The sequence below is a fragment of the Caballeronia choica genome, assembly GCF_001544535.1.
Classification (GTDB): domain Bacteria; phylum Pseudomonadota; class Gammaproteobacteria; order Burkholderiales; family Burkholderiaceae; genus Caballeronia; species Caballeronia choica.
On record NZ_FCON02000004.1, the window covers coordinates 100,138 to 117,210 of the forward strand.

General features: G+C 64.7%; 12 protein-coding genes and 1 tRNA gene. 6 read left to right on the top strand and 7 right to left on the bottom strand.

The annotated features are described in order from the left end of the window. Nucleotides 1-2 precede the first annotated feature (2 nt). The gene (locus tag AWB68_RS03125; RefSeq protein ID WP_087642936.1) at nucleotides 3-407 is read right to left on the bottom strand and encodes a PaaI family thioesterase; all 405 of its coding nucleotides are present in this window, start codon (nucleotides 405-407) and stop codon (nucleotides 3-5) included. 205 nt (nucleotides 408-612) lie between these two features. On the opposite strand from AWB68_RS03125, the gene AWB68_RS03130 reads away from it, so the two are divergent. Continuing rightward, nucleotides 613-688, top strand: a tRNA-Lys gene (locus AWB68_RS03130). Nucleotides 689-840: 152 nt separating this feature from the next. On the opposite strand, the gene AWB68_RS03135 is transcribed toward AWB68_RS03130, so the two are convergent. Further along, nucleotides 841-2,913 carry a putative bifunctional diguanylate cyclase/phosphodiesterase gene (locus AWB68_RS03135; protein ID WP_087642896.1) on the bottom strand — a complete coding sequence of 691 codons (2,073 nt, stop codon included), beginning with the start codon at nucleotides 2,911-2,913 and terminating at the stop codon, nucleotides 841-843. A gap of 172 nt (nucleotides 2,914-3,085) precedes the next feature. On the opposite strand from AWB68_RS03135, the gene AWB68_RS03140 reads away from it, so the two are divergent. Both AWB68_RS03140 and AWB68_RS03145 read left to right on the top strand, forming a co-directional pair. After that, complete coding sequence (locus tag AWB68_RS03140) at nucleotides 3,086-4,018, top strand: 2-hydroxyacid dehydrogenase (RefSeq protein ID WP_087642897.1); 933 nt, start codon at nucleotides 3,086-3,088, stop codon at nucleotides 4,016-4,018. A gap of 142 nt (nucleotides 4,019-4,160) precedes the next feature. Then, nucleotides 4,161-5,528: an MFS transporter gene (locus tag AWB68_RS03145; RefSeq protein ID WP_087642937.1), complete on the top strand. Its 1,368-nt coding sequence runs from the start codon at nucleotides 4,161-4,163 to the stop codon at nucleotides 5,526-5,528. A 24-nt stretch (nucleotides 5,529-5,552) separates the two neighbouring features. On the opposite strand, the gene AWB68_RS03150 is transcribed toward AWB68_RS03145, so the two are convergent. From AWB68_RS03150 to AWB68_RS03160, 3 genes are all read right to left on the bottom strand, one after another. Continuing rightward, the gene (locus AWB68_RS03150) at nucleotides 5,553-7,304 is read right to left on the bottom strand and encodes a tetratricopeptide repeat protein (RefSeq protein ID WP_087642898.1); all 1,752 of its coding nucleotides are present in this window, start codon (nucleotides 7,302-7,304) and stop codon (nucleotides 5,553-5,555) included. A 104-nt stretch (nucleotides 7,305-7,408) separates the two neighbouring features. Further along, nucleotides 7,409-8,791 (bottom strand): ATP-dependent RNA helicase DbpA, encoded by a 1,383-nt coding sequence (gene dbpA / locus AWB68_RS03155; RefSeq protein ID WP_087642899.1) that lies wholly within the window; start codon nucleotides 8,789-8,791, stop codon nucleotides 7,409-7,411. 4 nt (nucleotides 8,792-8,795) lie between these two features. Then, nucleotides 8,796-8,990, bottom strand: coding sequence for a hypothetical protein (locus AWB68_RS03160; protein ID WP_087642900.1), 195 nt, complete (start codon nucleotides 8,988-8,990; stop codon nucleotides 8,796-8,798). A gap of 188 nt (nucleotides 8,991-9,178) precedes the next feature. Between AWB68_RS03160 and AWB68_RS03165 the strand changes: the two genes are divergently transcribed. Next, nucleotides 9,179-10,057, top strand: a complete 879-nt coding sequence (locus AWB68_RS03165; RefSeq protein WP_087642901.1) for an AraC family transcriptional regulator — start codon at nucleotides 9,179-9,181, stop codon at nucleotides 10,055-10,057. A 207-nt stretch (nucleotides 10,058-10,264) separates the two neighbouring features. Here the strand turns inward: AWB68_RS03165 and AWB68_RS03170 are convergent, their stop codons facing one another. Continuing rightward, nucleotides 10,265-10,852, bottom strand: coding sequence for a YjaZ family protein (locus tag AWB68_RS03170; RefSeq protein WP_087642902.1), 588 nt, complete (start codon nucleotides 10,850-10,852; stop codon nucleotides 10,265-10,267). Nucleotides 10,853-11,100: 248 nt separating this feature from the next. Between AWB68_RS03170 and sbcD the strand changes: the two genes are divergently transcribed. Together sbcD and AWB68_RS03180 are read left to right on the top strand one after the other, a co-directional pair. Beyond that, on the top strand, nucleotides 11,101-12,324 hold the full coding sequence (gene sbcD / locus AWB68_RS03175) for an exonuclease subunit SbcD (RefSeq protein ID WP_087642903.1): 1,224 nt from the start codon (nucleotides 11,101-11,103) through the stop codon (nucleotides 12,322-12,324). After that, the gene (locus AWB68_RS03180; RefSeq protein ID WP_087642904.1) at nucleotides 12,321-15,758 is read left to right on the top strand and encodes an AAA family ATPase; all 3,438 of its coding nucleotides are present in this window, start codon (nucleotides 12,321-12,323) and stop codon (nucleotides 15,756-15,758) included. Before sbcD ends, AWB68_RS03180 begins: the two co-directional genes overlap by 4 nt. A gap of 2 nt (nucleotides 15,759-15,760) precedes the next feature. On the opposite strand, the gene AWB68_RS03185 is transcribed toward AWB68_RS03180, so the two are convergent. Beyond that, complete coding sequence (locus AWB68_RS03185; RefSeq protein ID WP_087642905.1) at nucleotides 15,761-17,032, bottom strand: tetratricopeptide repeat protein; 1,272 nt, start codon at nucleotides 17,030-17,032, stop codon at nucleotides 15,761-15,763. Nucleotides 17,033-17,073: the final 41 nt, after the last annotated feature.

Sequence of the window (17,073 nt, forward strand, 5' to 3'; positions counted from 1 at the left end):
CTCTAACCGAGGAGCGTGTAGGTGGTCGTGGCGTGGGCGGCGAGCTGGCCTTCGGCGTCGTGCAGCTCTATCTCGCCGAAGACGAGGTTGCGGCCGCGGCGCAAGACTTTTGCGGTTACGAGGACGTCGCCGGTTTTCACCGGCCGCATGAAGCTCGTGTTCAGGGAGACCGTGGTCATCGGTTTGAAGCCGCCGAGGACGTGCGAAATCGCGACGACCATCGCCGTGTCGGCTGCTGACATGAAGACCTGGCCGCAGATCACGCCGCCGGCGTGGCGCAGGGCGTCGGAATCGGGTAGGCGCAGGGTGACGGTGTCGTCGGTGGTGCGCTCGGGACGCAGTGACAATTCGCGCACCCACGGCGCGAGGATGTTGTCGAGGAGAGCGCGGATGGCGGTTTCGTCCATGATTTTTTGGGTTTGATCGGGGGTGAAGCGCACGAGGGTTCGATGCTTCCGGCGCCTCGCGATCATACCGGGTTGGATGTTTTTGGGACGAGAGGCCCGGCTGAGCGGCGGGCGATGCGGGCGTGTCGGCTGTCTTTGAGATTTTTTTGCCGGGAAGGCTTGCGCGTCTCGGAAAAACATCGCTATAATTCGGATTCAGTTTTTCGGGGCGTTAGCTCAGTTGGTAGAGCAGCGGACTCTTAATCCGTAGGTCGAGTGTTCGAGTCACTCACGCCCCACCACCGAATTCAAGCAAAAAGCCCGGTCATTCGACCGGGCTTTTTGCTTTGTGGATTCTGTGCAAGCGGGAAGACATAGCAGCAATGCCGCTGTCGATCGGCGCCATCACAAGCCCCCCGTCGTTCGCAGCGCGCAACCCCCAAAAGCACGCGCCTCACTCGCAACGAGTCAACTCCACCCCCCACTCCACCTCACCCGCCGGCATCGGCCTCCCCAACAAAAACCCCTGCAACGAGTCACACCCCAACCGCGTCAGCAAATCCCTCTGCGCCCCGGTCTCCACCCCTTCCGCCACGATATCGAGATTCATCGTCTGCCCAAGCGCGATGATCGCCGAGACGATCGCCGCGTCCTCCCCGTCCTGTGCGAGATCGCTGACAAACCCCCGATCGATCTTCAGCTCACTGGCCGGCAGCCGCTTCAAATAAAGCAGGCTCGAATACCCCGTCCCGAAATCATCAATCGAAATCCGCACCCCGAGCGCCCTCACGCGATGCAGGATATCGAGACTCGCATCGACATCCCGCATCGCGGTCGACTCGGTAATCTCCAGCGTCAGCGCCGCGCCTTCGATCCGATGCCGCGCGAGTGCCGCCTCCACCGCCGGCACCAGCCGGCTATTGTTGAACTGCAGCGCCGAAATATTCACCGCCACGCTGAGCGCCGTCTGCCCCGCCGCACGCCAGGCCGCGACCTGCCGGCAAGCCTCGTCGATCACCCATTCCCCGATCTGCACGATCAGCCCCGTGCGCTCGGCAAGCGGAATGAACTTGTCCGCCGACAACACGCCGCGCGTCGGATGTTTCCACCGCAACAGCGCTTCGACGCCCGTCATCGGCCCGCTCGGCGCCTGGAACTTCGGCTGGTAATAAAGCACCAGTTGCCCCCGCTTCTCAGCAAGACGCAAATCCTGCAGCAGGTTCAGATGATCCTCGCTGTTCGCATTCATCGATCCTTCGAAGAAACACGCCTGCGCGCGTCCCAGCGATTTCGCGTGATACATCGCGATGTCCGCATTCTTCAGCAACTCGTGCGCATCCGCGCCGTTGCCCGGATAAATCGCGATCCCGATGCTCACCGATACCCGCAGGTCATGCCCCGAAACCTGAAACGATTCGCCGATCGCGGCGACGAGCTTGTCGGCGATCGTCGCGGCATCGCCGGGTTCGCGCACGCTCGCGACCAGCACGAACTCGTCGCCGCCCACCCGCGCACTCGTATCCTGCGCACGCACGCTCGCCCGGATGCGGTCGGCCGCCTGCGCGAGCAGGATGTCGCCCAGATGATGGCCGAAGGTGTCGTTGATGGCCTTGAAGCCGTCGAGGTCCATGAACATGACGGCGAAGCGGCCCTTCTCCGCATCGGCGTGGTCGATGGCCTGCTTCAACCGGTCTTCGAGCAGCAAACGGTTCGGCAGCTTGGTCAGGTTGTCGTGCAGGACGAGATATGACAGTTCCTGGTTCGCTTCGGCAAGCGACGTCGAAAGCGCGGCGGTCCTGATTTCGAGGCGCATGTCGAGCACCGACGTGATCAGCGCGACCGCCAGCACCGCAATCGTGACGACGATGATCGGCAGCGCGAGCGATGCGGTGTTCAGGCCCACACGCGCCGCGCCGCAAATCGAGCCAAGCGGAAACTGCGCGGCCGCCATGCCGGTGTAATGCATCGCGACAATCGCGATGCCCATCACGAGCGCCGCGCCCATCCGGTAGCTGCGCACGCGCGCGCTGTGGCGGCGCAGGTGGAACGCGATCCACAGCGCCGCGCCGCCGGCCACGACGGCAATCGCCACCGATGCGCCGACGATCACCGGGCTATAGACGATGCCGGGCGTCATCTTCATCGCGGCCATGCCGGTGTAGTGCATCGCCGCGATGCCGCCGCCGAGCAGCAGCGCGCCGGCGGCGAGCCGCGGCAGCGGCAACGTGCTTCGACTGCCGAGCCAGAGCGCGAACGTCGACGACCCAACCGCGATCAGCAGCGAAAGCAGCGTCAGCCCGACGTCATAGCCGAGGTCGATCGGCAAGTCGAACGCGAGCATGCCGATGAAATGCATCGACCAGACGCCGAGGCCCAGCGCCAGCGCGCCACCGCCGAGCCACCAGCGCGCGGCCACCCGTCTGGCGCTGCTGATGCGGCCGACGAGGTCGAGCGCGGTGTAGGACGCGAGCACGGCGACCAAAAAAGAAAACAGCACCAGTAGACTGTTGTAACTCCCGACCAGCATTTGAAGGTCCTCCCATAACTGCACGCGAACTGCACGCGGCAAGGCGCGCGAAAGGCGAGCGCGTCCTCGTTTAACGTCGCGTTACGCCATAACCTGAAGGGTCGGGGCAAGATTTTTCGGGATTTCGCCGCATTTTTTGCACTGTCTGGAAAACGTCCACCCGTTTCGAGCCATGCTGCCTACTCTTCTCGCCCTGATCCCGCTGACCAGCGAAAGCCGCGCTTCGATCGGCGCTTCCTTCGACATCATCGACGCGCGCGATCCCGCCTCGCGCGATCAGGCGTTCGCCGCGCACGGCGAGGGGGTTCGCGCGGTGCTGACCAACGGTTCGACCGGCATCTCCGCCGCCGACATCGAGCGCCTGCCACATCTGGAACTGATCGGCGCGCTCGGCGCGGGCTACGAGAACATCGCGCGCGATGCGGCGAAGGCGCGCGGCATCGTCGTGGCGAACGGCGCGGGGACGAACGACGATTGCGTCGCCGATCACGCCTTCGCGCTGCTGCTCGCCACCGTGCGCGCGATTCCCGCGCTCGATCAGGCGTGCCGCGCGGGTCGCTGGCGCGATGAACTGCCGTTGCAACCGAACTTCTCGGGCAAGCGGCTCGGCGTCGTGGGACTCGGCAATATCGGTCGCAAGGTGGCGCGGCGCGCGCTCGGCTTCGATCTCGAAGTCGGTTATCACAACCGGCACGCGCAGCTGGAGACGCCCTACGCGTACTTCGATGCACTGATCGCGCTGGCGGGCTGGGCCGACTACCTCGTCGTCACGACGCCGGGCGGCGCGGCGACGCGTCATTTGATCGACGCGGACGTGCTCGATGCGCTCGGCCCGCGCGGTTATCTGGTGAACGTGGCGCGCGGCAGCGTCGTCGATACGGCGGCGCTCGGACGGGCGCTCGAGCATGGCGTGATCGCCGGCGCGGGCCTCGACGTGTACGAGGGCGAGCCGGCGCCACCCGCGCTCCTGACGGGCTCGCCGCGCGTCGTGCTGACGCCGCATGTCGGCGGACGTTCGCCCGAGGCGCTGGCGGCATCGGTGGCGCGCTTCATCGACAACGCGACGCGTCACTTCTCCGGCCAGCCGGTGCTGACACCTGTTTGAAAGGCTGCGCGGCACGCGCCTGCGCAAAATCGCAGGTTCCCGTATCGTGTCGGACTCAACATCCGCTTAATCGAGCCTTGCGCCCACGACCGTGCCGACCGAGAACGCCTTCAAGACGCCACCGCGCGACCCCGACACCCCGATGACGCCCCTTGAACGGCGCGGCATGGCGGCGATCCTGCTGGCGGTAGCGCTCGCGACGCTCGACACCGCCATCGCGAACACGGCGCTGCCCGCGATCGGCGCCGATCTTCACGCGACGCCCGCCGCGTCCGTCTGGATCATCAACGCGTATCAGCTCGCGATGGTCGCGACGCTGCTGCCGTTCGCGGCGCTGGGCGGCATCGTCGGGCAGCGGCGAATCTATCTCGGCGGCCTGATCGTGTTCACGGTGGCGTCGGCGGTGTGCGCGCTGTCGTGGTCGCTACCGACGCTCGTCGCCGCGCGGCTGCTGCAAGGGCTCGGCGCGAGCGCCGTCATGAGCGTCAACACCGCGTTGATCAGCGCGATCTTTCCGCCGCATAGGCTGGGGCGCGGCGTCGGGTTGAATGCGCTCGTCGTGGGCGTGGCGTTCGCGGTCGGGCCGACGGTCGCGTCGATCGTGCTGTCGCTCGGAACCTGGCCGTGGCTCTTCGCGGTGAACCTGCCGGTCGGCGTGCTCGCGCTCGTCATCGCATGGCCCGCGCTGCCGCAGACGCCGCGCGCCGCGCACGGCTTCGACCGCGTCGCGGCAGCGCTGAACGTGGTGACGTTCGCGACGCTGATCTTCGCGCTCGGCGAAGCTGCGCAGCGCGCGCCGGCGCATGTGGTGCTGGTCGCGCTCGCCGTGGCAATCGGCGCGGGCGCGTTGCTGCTGCAACGCGAACGGGGCCATCCCGCGCCGATGCTCCCCGTCGACCTCTTCAAGCGGCCGATGTTCGCGCTCTCGACGATGACCGCCGTCTTCTCATTCGCCGCGCAGGGTTTGGCGTTCGTGTCCCTGCCGTTCTATTTCGAAGGCGTGCTCGGACGCACGCAAGTGGAGACCGGCTTTCTGATGACGCCGTGGTCGGTGTTGGTCGCGCTGATGGCGCCGATTGCCGGGCGTTTGTCCGATCGCCATCCGCCGGGACTGCTCGGCGGGGTCGGGCTCGCGATCATGTGCGCGGGAATGGTTTCCCTCGCGATGCTGCCGGCGAATCCGCATGCGCTCGAAATCGGCATCCGGATGTCGATCTGCGGCGCGGGCTTTGGGTTCTTCCAGTCGCCGAACCTGAAGGCGTTCATGGCGAGCGCGCCGCGCGAGCGCAGCAGCGGCGCGAGCGGCGTGGTGGCGACGGCGCGTCTGCTCGGACAGGCGACGGGCGCGGCGCTCGTCGCCTTGTGCTTTGGCATTGCGGGGAAGCACGGGCCGGCGCTCGCGCTGTCGCTGGGTGCGGCGTTCGCGGGCGCGGCGAGCGTCGCGAGCGGGCTGCGGCTCATCACGCGTGATACGGGCGGCGGGCAGACGGTTCAGGCGGCGAAGGAGTGATCGGGCGGCGGCACGTTGCCGCAGTCAGACTCCACCGGACATCAGCGCCGTCCTGACCGCCGCCACCACCGTGCTCCAGTCGCCCAGCGACGTCTGCTTGAATAGGCGCATGGTCGGATACCACGGGCTGTCATCGCGATCGAGCATCCAGCGCCAGTCGTAGTTCGCCGGCAGCAGCACCCACACCGGCTTGCCGAGCGCGCCCGCCAGATGCGCAACCGACGTATCCACGGTGATGACGAGATCGAGTTGTTCGATGAGCGCGGCGGTATCCGCGAAATCCTGGATTTGTTCGGTGAGGTCGTGCAGCGCGAGCGCCGCGCCTTCGAGTTGCGCGCGCGCCGGTCCCTTTTGCAGCGAAAACCACGCGATGCCCGGCACATCGGCGAGACCGCCGAGCGCGGCGAGCGGCATCGAGCGAAAGCGGTCGTTGGCGAAAGTCGGACTGCCCGCCCACACGACACCGACACGCCGCCTCCCTTCACCGAGATCGGCGACGCGCTGCGGCCAGTCGCGAAGACGCGCGCCGCTCACGCGCAGATACGGCACCTCGGCGGGCACGCCCGGCTCGATCCCGGCGACGTGATACGGCACGCTCATCATCGGCGTCCAGAAGTCGTAGCCGTGCCGCGGCTTCTCGACGAGCACGCGCCGCACGCCACGCACGCCGCCAACCAGTTCCGCGATATTGCCCGGCACGAGCACGTCGACGCTCGCGCCCATCCGTTCGAGCACGGCGGCATAGCGCACGAACTGGAGCTGATCGCCGTGTCCCTGCTCGCCGACGAGCAACAGCTTGCGCCCGCCAAGCGGCTCGCCCGCCCACTCGGCGATGCCCGGCATCTCGATCCGCGTGTATTTGCTCGCACGCCAGCGCGTTTCGTAGAGCGTCCAGCCTTGCTCGAACTCGCCGCGCCGCAGATGCATCAGCGCAAGATTGTGCTGCGCGTCGGCGTGATCGGGGTCGAGCGTGAGCGCGTGCCGATAATGCGGCGCCTCCTCGTCGAAGCGCCCTTGCGCCCCGAGCGCCGCGCCGACGCACACATGAATCTGCGGGTCGTCGCGCAAGGTCAGCGCGTGACGGTACTGCGCTTCGGCTTCGGTGAAACGTCCGCGCAAGCCCAGCGTCGTGCCGAGATTCACGCGCGATTCGAAATGCGCCGGCGCCAGTTCGACGGCGCGTTGCAGGCTACCGATCGCGTCATCGAGACGGCCGAGTTCGCGCAGCGCATTGCCCACGCCAAAATGCGCGCCGGAATTCGCCGGATCGAGCGCGAGTGCCTCGCGATGAACGGCGAGCGCCTCTTCATGACGCTTGAGCTTCGCGAGCGATGCGCCGAGATTCGTGCGCGCATCGATGAAACCGGGCTGATGGGCGATGGCCTGCTGGTAGGCGTCGATGGCTTCGTCGTCGCGGCCGAGCTTCTGCAGCGCGACGCCAAGATTGTTATGCGCGTTCGCAAACGAAGGATCGATGGCGAGCGCGCGCCGCTGGCATGTCACGGCGAACGCGCTGTCGGCGAGCGCGGCCGCGACCAGCCCGCGATTGCTCCAGCACGCGGCGTAGTGCGGCGAAAGCACGAGCGCGCGGTCGAGGTATTCGGCCGCGCCTCGATGTTCCCCGCGCTGATGCAGCAGCACGCCGAGGTAATGCAGCGCCTCGACGTGTCCGGGGTTGTCTTCGATGATGCGGCGGTAGCCGGCTTCGGCGCTGGCGAGGCGCCCGGCCTGGTGGTGGTCGAGCGCAAGATGGAGCGGCGTGAGCGTGTCGGGCATGGGAGTCGGGTCGGCGAATTGAACCGGCCGATGCTAGTGGAGACTCCCCGCGCAAACTATCGGATTCGTCCGATCAACGTTGCGCGTTTCATGCATTACGCGTTTCAGATCCGCCGCACCTTCACCTTCTTGCCCTTGACCTTGCCGGCGGAAAGCTTGCGCACGGCATCGTCGGCGATGCTCCGCTCGACGGCCACGTAGGTGGACATGTCGGTCACGTTGATCTTGCCGATCTGCGAGCCGGTAAAGCCCGCTTCGCCGGTCAGCGCGCCGAGCACGTCGCCGGGACGGATCTTCTCCTTGCGCCCGCCGAGAATCTGCAGCGTCGCCATCGGCGGCTTCAGGTGGCCGGGCGTCGCCGATGTCAGTTCGGCGAGCGGATGCCATTCCACTTCCTTGCCCTGCGCCTGCTCGATGCTGCCGACGCGCCCCATCTCGTCCATGCTCGCGAGCGTGAGCGCCCAGCCTTCCTCGTCGGCGCGGCCGGTGCGGCCGATGCGGTGCACGTGGACCTCGGGATCGGGCGTCACGTCGACGTTGATCACCGCTTCCAGTTGCGCGATGTCGAGCCCGCGCGCGGCGACGTCGGTTGCGACCAGCACCGAGCAACTGCGATTGGCGAACTGCACCAGCACCTGATCGCGCTCGCGCTGCTCCAGCTCGCCGTGCAGCGCGAGCGCTTCGAAACCCTGCGCGCGCAACACGTCGAGCAGGTCGCGGCACTGCTGCTTCGTGTTGCAGAACGCGAGCGTGCTGACCGGCCGGTAATGATCGAGCAGGAGGCCCACGGCGTGCAGGCGCTCGTTGTCGTCGACTTCGTAGAAGCGCTGCTTGATCTTCGCGTTCGTGTGCTGCTCGGTGAGCTTGATCTCCTTCGGCTTCTTCAGGAACTGCTGGCTCAGTTTCACGATGCCTTCGGGATACGTCGCGGAGAACAGCAGCGTCTGCCGCTCCTTCGGACATTGCCGCGCGACCGCTGCGATATCGTCGAAGAAGCCCATGTCGAGCATGCGGTCCGCTTCGTCGAGCACCAGCGTGCGCAGCGCATCGAGCGTCAGCGTGCCGCGTTCGAGGTGATCCATGATGCGGCCCGGCGTGCCGACCGCGATATGCGCGCCGTGCTCCAGGCTCGCAATCTGCGGACGCATCGGAATGCCGCCGCACAGCGTCAGGATCTTGATGTTGTCTTCCGCGCGCGCGAGTCGGCGGATTTCCTGCGTGACCTGATCGGCGAGTTCGCGCGTCGGGCACAGCACGAGCGCCTGCACGGAGAAGAGGCGCGGATCGAGCTTCGCGAGCAGCGGCAGCGCAAACGCGGCCGTCTTGCCGCTGCCCGTCTTCGCCTGCGCGATCAGATCGTGACCGTCGAGCGCGACGGGCAGACTCGCGGCCTGGATCGGCGTCATCGTGAGGTAGCCGAGTTGCTGCAGGTTCTCCTGCATCGCGGGCGAGAGCGGCAGGCTGCTGAAGGAGGTATCGGGCTTCATGGTTTTATTGGGTGCTCTTCGGCGGGATCGAATTGTCCTGCTCGTAGGTGATCGTGCCGTCGGCGGCGTCGTGGCGGATCACCTTGTTGCGCGCGCCGCACAACGGGCAGCGGAACAGGAGACCCTGGCCTTCGTTCTTGATGACGACGTCCGACACTTCCCACTGGGCGCCACATGGCTGGTTTCGACAGGTAAACATGATTGTTTCGTTTCAGGTAATCGATGCGCGCACCGGCTTGAGCGGCGCGCTGTGTTTGCGGGTTTGATGCCCGAAGTGTACGCGTGTGCGGGCGGGTTGCCGATTTCGCAGCCGCGCGTCAAGTCCGCAAGATTTGCTAAATGCGAGCGTGCTAACGTTGTTTCATCGCATTCGAACCAAGGCCGACCATGACCGACACAACCCATCCGCGCTTGTACGAAACGCGCCTGAGCCGCGTGATCGACTACATCCACGACCATCTCGACGACGCACTCGACCTCAACCGGCTCGCGGAAATCGCGTGTCTGTCGCCGTATCACTGGCACCGGATTTATCACGCGTTCTACGGCGAAACGGCGGCGGCGACCGTGCGGCGGCTGCGGTTGCATCGCGCGGCGAACGAGCTCGTGCGCGGTTCGACGCCGATCGATGCCGTCGCGCAACGCGCGGGCTACAGCAGCGTCCAGGCGTTCTCGCGCGCGTTCCAGGCGAGCTACCGCATGCCGCCCGCGCAGTTTCGCAATGAAGGCGGCGCGGCGCAATGGCGCCCGCTGCCGTCCGACTCGACACAACCGGGAGGCTACGCCATGCATCCAGTCGACATCCGCACGCACGAAGCGTTCACCGTCGCAGCCGTCGATCACAGGGGTCCGTACATGAACATCGGCCAGGCGTTCGAGACGGTCGCGCACTGGCTCGCGACGCGCAATCAGCTCGCACCCGACGCGCGCTGGCTCGGCATCTATTTCGACGATCCGGACGCGACGCCGGAAAGCGACCTGCATTCGCAAGCGTGCGTCGAGATCGCGCGGCCGGACGAAGTCGAGTTTTCGGCGCCAGTCGCGCGCGTCGATGTCGCGGGCGGCGAGTTCGCGGTGCTCACGCACGTCGGTCCTTATGCGCAGCTTTGCTTCGCCTATCAGTGGCTGTACGGCGAATGGCTGCCGCATTCCGGCCGCGAGACCGCCGATGCGCCGGTTCACGAGGTCTATCTCAACAATCCACGCGACACGCCGCCGACCGAGCTCGTCACCGAAATATGGCTGCCCGTCAAGCCGGACGCATGATCGGGCCCCTGCGAAGTTGACCAACGCCCCGACTGCGGTATATTCTTGGCTCTAAATACTACGTACAAGTGGGTGTAAAAAACGTAGTGCCGCCCGGGAAACCGGGTCCCACCCGGAGTGGGAATTCTGTCGAAACACTGAGTAAGACGGATAGAGAGCCCCACATGCGACGGCCACCGAGAGGTGGCCGTCGGTCTTTCTGATGCGTCATCCCCGAATCACCTTGCCCAGATACGTCGCTCTCAAGAGCGTATCGAATGCGACCTTGCGGGCTTTCGTCTGACGTCGCGAGAGCCCGTCGCGGAGAACATACGCGGACTGGACACGAAGAACGAGGCGGCGCTTGCGTTTCTTGTCTTTCTCCACGCCAAAGAAGACCGCGTAGACCGATATCGTTCCGTCCGAGTTCACACTCTCGCACGTGACGAAATTTGGTTGCTTCTCGTCAGCGACTGCGATTCGTCTGGTGCGCAAACTCACGACGATGTCACGCAGGTATCTGCGTGACAACTCATATCGCGTGGCGCTGAGCACCCGCTGCTCCCTCCCATCGTCGTAGATTTCCGCGACCGGAATTTCGTGACGAGGTCGTTCGTCCCAACGAAAACTGTGAGAGAAACAGTGACACGAAAAGAGGACCAGCACCGTCACATCGCTGCCCATCCCCAAGTCCATCTTGAACGCGAACGAATCCAAATGGCTCAGATCCCATGTAACCCCGCGATACAGCACGGCGGGGAAGCGGTGAGCAGGTTCGGGCGAAATTTCGACGACGAGAATGTCTAGCTGCTGCATCTTTTATTTTTATCCGGGTGACGAAGTAATCTGTGGAGCAGTTAGAGGGAACCTCCATAACCGATGGCGGCAATTCAGGTACTGATCTCCTCGGTCTGACGCAACCGGGGTTACTCGAAAACTCCTATAACGACGTCCATGCCCATAAGGTGCCATTCCCGCCGTCCGACCGAAGCTCGCATCGCCATCGGCTAAACTTGCTGCAAAGATGCACTCCCCGCAGCAAGCCAAGCCGACCCAAACCATCGATGCGAATCCTGCACACCTCCGACTGGCATCTCGGCCAGTATTTTCTCGGGCATTCCAGACAGACCGAACATCAGAAGCTGATCGAGTGGCTTGTCGAGCAGACGCGCATCCACCATGTCGATGCGGTCCTGATCGCCGGCGATATCTTCGACACCGGCGCGCCGCCAAGCTACGCGCGCGAGTTGTATAACCGCCTGGTCCTCGCGCTGCGCGAAGCTGGCGTGGGGCTTACCGTGCTCGCCGGCAATCACGATTCGGTAGCGATGCTCCAGGAGTCGCGCGACTTGCTCGCGTTGCTGAACACGTTCGTCATGCCATCGGTGCAGGACGATCCGAACGAACAAGTGCAAGTGCTCACTACACGCGATGGCGCGCCCGGCGCGATCGTCTGCGCGATTCCGTTCATTCGTCCGCGCGATGTGTTGATGAGCGTCGCGGGAGAGAACGCACGTGACAAACAGGCGTCGCTGCAGGATGCGATTCACGCGCACTATCAGGCGCTCTTCGCCCTCGCGGTGCAGAAGCGCGCGGAACTGGGCGTGCGCTTGCCGATCGTCGCGACCGGGCATCTGACGACGGTCGGCGCGAGCGCGAGCGAATCGGTGCGCGAGATCTACGTCGGCGCGCTCGAAGCGTTTCCGACCGCCGCGTTCCCCGCCGCCGACTACATCGCGCTCGGACATATTCACCGGCCGCAGAAGGTAGGCGGACTCGAACACATTCGCTATAGCGGTTCGCCGATCGCGTTGAGCTTCGACGAAGCGCGGCAGACCAAGCAAATGTTGCTTGTCGATGTATCGATCCAAGGACTCGATGCCGTCACGCCGATCGACGTACCCTGCTTCCAGCCGCTTCTTTCGGTGAAAGGATCGCTGGAGGCGCTCGCCGTGTCGATTCGCGCCGCCGCCGATGAGGTGTCGGAAGGCACGACGGTGTGGCTCGAAGTCGTCGTCGCCGCGGATGACTACCTCAGCGATCTGCAAGCGCGTATCGACGAGATGACGAAGGGCCTGCCGGTCGAAGTATTGCGTATCCGGCGCGAACGCTCGGCGCAGCAGAACGCGCTTCAGGCGCAGGCCAAAGAAACGCTCAACGAACTCACGCCCGATGATGTGTTCGCGCGCCGCCTGCAAACCGAAACCCTCGATGACGACTTGCGCGCACAGTTGACGTCGATGTATCGCGAGGTCGTGGCCGGCATCGGCGAAGCGCGTGGATCATGAGAATCCTGTCGCTGCGCCTCTGCAACCTGAACTCGCTCAAGGGCGACTGGAAGATCGACTTCACCCGCCCGCCGTTCAAGGACAACGGACTCTTCGCGATCACCGGACCGACCGGCGCCGGCAAGACCACGCTGCTCGACGCGATCTGTCTCGCGCTCTATCACCGCACGCCGCGCATGGAATCGGTGTCCGCGAGCACGAACGAGTTGATGACGCGGCATACATTCGAATGCCTCGCGGAAGTCGAATTCGAAGTGAAGGGCCAGGGCTACCGCGCGTTCTGGAGCCAGCGCCGCGCACGCGACAAGGCAAGCGGCAACCTGCAACAGCCGAAGGTCGAACTCGCCCGCCTGGACGGCACGATCGTCACCGAGAGGATCAACGACAAGCTGAGGATCGTCGAAGAGATCACGGGGCTCGACTTCAAGCGCTTCACCCAATCGATGATGCTCGCGCAAGGCGGCTTTGCCGCGTTCCTCGAAGCGAAGGCGAACGAGCGCGCCGAACTGCTCGAAGAGCTGACGGGCACCGATATCTACGGGCTGATCTCGCAGAACGTGTTCGAGCGGATGCGTACCGAAGAGAACGCGTTAGGCAAGTTGCAGGCTCGCGCCGAGGGCGTGCAGCTGCTCACGGATGAGGCGCTTTCGGCGTTGCGCCTGGAGGAAGCCAGCTTCGCCGAACAGTCGCTTCGTCTCACCGCGCAGCAGCGGTCCATCGAAGCGATGCTGCAATGGCGCAAGGCGTTGTCGGCGGCTCAGGTGCAGGTCCAGCAGACCAGCGCCGACGAGCAGACCGCGCTGCAAAAGCTCGCCGATTCGAGGCCGGATCTGGACAGGCTCGCGGCAAGCGAGCCGGCCGAGAAGCTGCGTGTCGAACACGGCGCGATGCTCCGCGCGCGGCACACGCTCGCCGGAACGACGCAGCGTCTCGCGACGGCGAAGGCGGAGCGCCAGCGCGCATTGCTCGATGCGGCCCGCAGTGCGCGATTCGCGTTTCATCTGCGAAAGCAGATCACGGCGGGCAGGCATGCGTCGCTGAATGATGTGCTCTTGCAGGAAAAACGCGTGCAGGACACGCTCGATGAGCATCCGCATCGAAGCAAGCTCGGTGAGCAAATCACGGCATGGCGTTCGCAACTCGAAGCGCGGCAGCATCTTCTCGACGACATCGACGCCACGCGCAAGAAACAGCGCGAGTGCAGCGAGACGATCGCGAAGCACACGAATGACATCGAGGCTCAACGCGGTGTGGTCCGGCAGTCGGAAGAGGCGCTTGAACTGGCGCGCAAGGCGGAGTCCGACGAGCGCACGTGTCTTGCGCAGACACTCGAAGGACAGGAAGAAGCCGCACTGAAAACGCGCTGCCAGCAACTGCAACAGCAACAGTCCGTGTTGAACCGCCTGCTTCAGCTTGCGCTGACGCGCGAGCAGGGAAGCAGACAGCAGCACGCAGACATCGCCGACCTGACGACGCATCAGGCGTCGCTCAAGGACAACACCAACGCGAGCAAGCGGCTCAACGATGAATGCCGCGCCCTGCGCGAGCAGATAGCCGACAAGAAGCGATTGCTCGAACAGGAGAAGGTGATCCTGCAACTCGCCGACCACCGCGCTGCGCTGCGCGAAGGCGAAGCTTGCCCGTTGTGCGGCTCGCACGAGCATCCGGCGATCGTCGAGTATCAGGCGCTCGATGCGTCCGCGACTCAGCGCGATCTCGAAGCGAAGGAAGCGGCGCTTCACAAGCTCGCCGACTCGCGCAACGCGGCGGAGAAAGCGATCGCTGTATCGATGGCCGCTGTCGGGCATTTGCAGAAGCGCATCGATCAATGGACGACGGACGAAGCCCAGCATGCGCAAGACTGGCGCATGCTGTGCGCGAAGATAGAAGTCGAGTTGCACGACCGGGCATCGCTCGATGCGCACGTCGAGCGCCACGCGGCGGCACTGGAGCAAGCGCAGGAAACGCTCGATCGGGTCGAGAAGCTGAATGGCCGCATCGCGCGTTCCGCGGAAGCGCGGCACGCAGCGCAAACGGCGACGGCCGAGCGCACGCGCGACCTCGCTGTGCTGGGTGAAAAGCGCTCGGCGTGCGAGAAGTCGTTCGAGGAGGCCGGCGAGCGCATCGCGGCGCATCAGGTATTGATCGCGCAGAAGGAGCGGATGCTCGACGCGTCGGTTGAAGAAGCCAGCGCCGTGCCGCCCGACGACTGGTCGCAGTGGCGCGACTGGCTTCTGCAACGCAATGCCGATTGGCGCGCGTGGCAGGCGGCGACGGATCGCAGCCAGACACTGTCGCATCAAACGAAAGCCGCCCGGCAGGCACTCGACGCCGCCTCGCAGTTGGAAGAGCAGTGGACGGCCCGATGGCTCGAATACGAAGCGACCTGTCCTGAGCTTGTGTCGGAAACGATCGAATCGTCGCGGAACGCGGAAGCGGACTTCGAGCAAGCCGCAGCAAATCACGAAGCAATGCGTGATCGCGCGAACGCGCTCGATGGCGCGGAAAGGACCTTGACGCATCGTCTGTCGGAGGACACGGTTGCGGCTGAAAAATCGGCCGAGTCGTGGGAAGCGGCGCTAAAACTCAGTCCGTTCGACGATGAAGCCGCCTTCGCGCAAGCCTTGCTACCTCACGACGAGCGTGAGCGCCTGCAAGCTCTCAAGACCGCGCTCGAAAGGCTGCTCACCGAAGCGCGAACCTTGCGCGCGTCCGCCGAGAAGCGGCATAACGATCTGCTCGCCGATCCGAAAACCGACCAGTCCGCCGAAGCGCTGCAACGGCAATCCGATGAACTGGTCTCGACGCTCGGCACCGTGAATCGGCGACAAGGCGAAATCCGCGCCGCCTTGAAGCACGATGAACAGCAACGCCTGAGCAAGCAGGCGCTCTTCGACGCAATCGAAACGCAGCGTAAGCAATACGACTTGTGGCAGCGCCTGAGCAGCCTGATCGGCTCGTCCGATGGCGCGAAGTATCGCAAGTTCGCGCAAGGGTTGACGCTCGATCATCTCGTCTATCTCGCGAACCGGCAGCTCACGCACCTGCATGGACGCTATCAGTTGAGTCGGAAGGCGAGCGGCGACCTGGAGATGGAAGTCGTCGATACATGGCAGGGCGATGTCGCGCGCGATACGCGGACGCTATCGGGCGGCGAAAGCTTTCTTGTGAGCCTCGCACTCGCGCTGGCGCTGTCGGATCTGGTTAGCCACAAGACGTCGATCGATTCGCTCTTCCTCGACGAAGGCTTCGGCACGCTCGACGGAGAAACGCTGGAGATCGCGTTGAATGCACTCGATTCGCTCAACGCGCGCGGCAAGACGATCGGCGTGATCAGCCACGTCGACGCGCTCAAGGAGCGCATCCCGTTGCAGATCAGAGTGGCGAAGAGCCTTGGCGTGGGGTTTTCTATCGTCCAGGTCGTTGCGGCGTAACTTTACTGCTCGGCACGCACTGTGAGCTGCCCTTGCTGGATCGCGTCGATCAGGAAGAACGGCATGTCGAGGACCCAGCGCTTGCCGCTCACTACAGCCTCATAGTCGAACAGCGGAACGCCCTCGGCATCGCCGAAGACCACGCGCAGCGTCGTGCCTTCCGGCCGCTCGATGGGACTGCCGATCCCCCGGTGGCTCGCGTTGCTGCCGACGTGAAACTGATCGGTCTTCCAGCGCACGGGTGCATGCGCGGGAAACGGCCGGGCGCCGTGGAAGCCGAAGAGATCGTCGTGGCAGAGCACGCTTTGACGCATCGTCGGCCAGACTTTTTCGCGCAGGAAATGCTGGTCGATGAAGCGGCCGCTGGTTGCCGCCTTTTGCTTGGTGTAATCGCTCATCGCGCGCTCGATGTTCGGCAGGATGCCGGTGCAGCCGCCCCACAAGCCCGCGAGGATCAACTCCGTGTGCGAGCAGTAGTCGCGCATGTGGTGGAAGAGGAACGGGCTGTCGAGCCATGCTTCGACCGCCGCGGCCTCGCGTTCGGACAGCAGCGAATCGGCGTCGCGCAGCAGGAAGCGCTTGACTCTCGGGTCGTCGATGACGAGGAAGCGCCACATCAGGGGATTGATCGGGTTGGGACCGTTCGAGTTCATTTCGACGAGTTGCGCGCCGGCTTCGCGCAGTCGCCGATGCACGTGCTGGGGCACGGTGTCGTCGAGATAGACGCGGCATGTCCAGCCCTTGAACAGTTCGCGCGTCACCTGCGCATTGACGACCGCAGGCTCGCAATATCGCGGGTTCGCGCCGAACAGCGAAAACGCGATGATGTTTTCTTCGGGCCTGGTCGGGTCGAAAGCCGGGGGTTGGGTCGCCGCGTCCAGCCTGATGCCCGACGAGCGGTACATGGCGTCCGCTTCATTGAGCGCGTGCAGTCCGTGGCGGCGCAATTCGTCGTGTTTGCCCATCAGGCCGCATAGTTCGACCAAACCGTGGAACCAGGTCGACGATGCCTGGCGCTGCTTCGCTGGCGAAGCTGCCAGAATGTTCGTGTAGATCTTGTAGGCGTCTTCGTGCGCGCCTATGCGCATCAGGCAGAGCGCGTAGTCGGATAGAACCATCATGTGCCCCGGAACGATGCGTAACGCCTCTTCGGCGAATTGAGCGCCGGCGCGGAAATCGTTGCGTGCCAAGGCTGCGTTGAAGTTCGAGGCGGCCGTGGCGAATCGCGCCGCCGATCCGGCTCCGCGTGCGTGTGCAGGGGCAAGTTTTTTCATGATGGGAGGTTCTGACTGGATTGGATCGGTCGGAACTCTAA

What these genes read in the sequence shown, in the direction of transcription:
- AWB68_RS03185 (WP_087642905.1), bottom strand. Translation starts at nt 17,032, where the DNA reads ATGAAAAAACTTGCCCCTGCACACGCACGCGGAGCCGGATCGGCGGCG.
- AWB68_RS03125 (WP_087642936.1), bottom strand. Translation starts at nt 407, where the DNA reads ATGGACGAAACCGCCATCCGCGCTCTCCTCGACAACATCCTCGCGCCG.
- AWB68_RS03165 (WP_087642901.1), top strand. Translation starts at nt 9,179, where the DNA reads ATGACCGACACAACCCATCCGCGCTTGTACGAAACGCGCCTGAGCCGC.
- dbpA (WP_087642899.1), bottom strand. Translation starts at nt 8,791, where the DNA reads ATGAAGCCCGATACCTCCTTCAGCAGCCTGCCGCTCTCGCCCGCGATG.
- AWB68_RS03180 (WP_087642904.1), top strand. Translation starts at nt 12,321, where the DNA reads ATGAGAATCCTGTCGCTGCGCCTCTGCAACCTGAACTCGCTCAAGGGC.
- AWB68_RS03135 (WP_087642896.1), bottom strand. Translation starts at nt 2,913, where the DNA reads ATGCTGGTCGGGAGTTACAACAGTCTACTGGTGCTGTTTTCTTTTTTG.
- AWB68_RS03140 (WP_087642897.1), top strand. Translation starts at nt 3,086, where the DNA reads ATGCTGCCTACTCTTCTCGCCCTGATCCCGCTGACCAGCGAAAGCCGC.
- AWB68_RS03150 (WP_087642898.1), bottom strand. Translation starts at nt 7,304, where the DNA reads ATGCCCGACACGCTCACGCCGCTCCATCTTGCGCTCGACCACCACCAG.
- AWB68_RS03160 (WP_087642900.1), bottom strand. Translation starts at nt 8,990, where the DNA reads ATGTTTACCTGTCGAAACCAGCCATGTGGCGCCCAGTGGGAAGTGTCG.
- AWB68_RS03170 (WP_087642902.1), bottom strand. Translation starts at nt 10,852, where the DNA reads ATGCAGCAGCTAGACATTCTCGTCGTCGAAATTTCGCCCGAACCTGCT.
- sbcD (WP_087642903.1), top strand. Translation starts at nt 11,101, where the DNA reads ATGCGAATCCTGCACACCTCCGACTGGCATCTCGGCCAGTATTTTCTC.
- AWB68_RS03145 (WP_087642937.1), top strand. Translation starts at nt 4,161, where the DNA reads ATGACGCCCCTTGAACGGCGCGGCATGGCGGCGATCCTGCTGGCGGTA.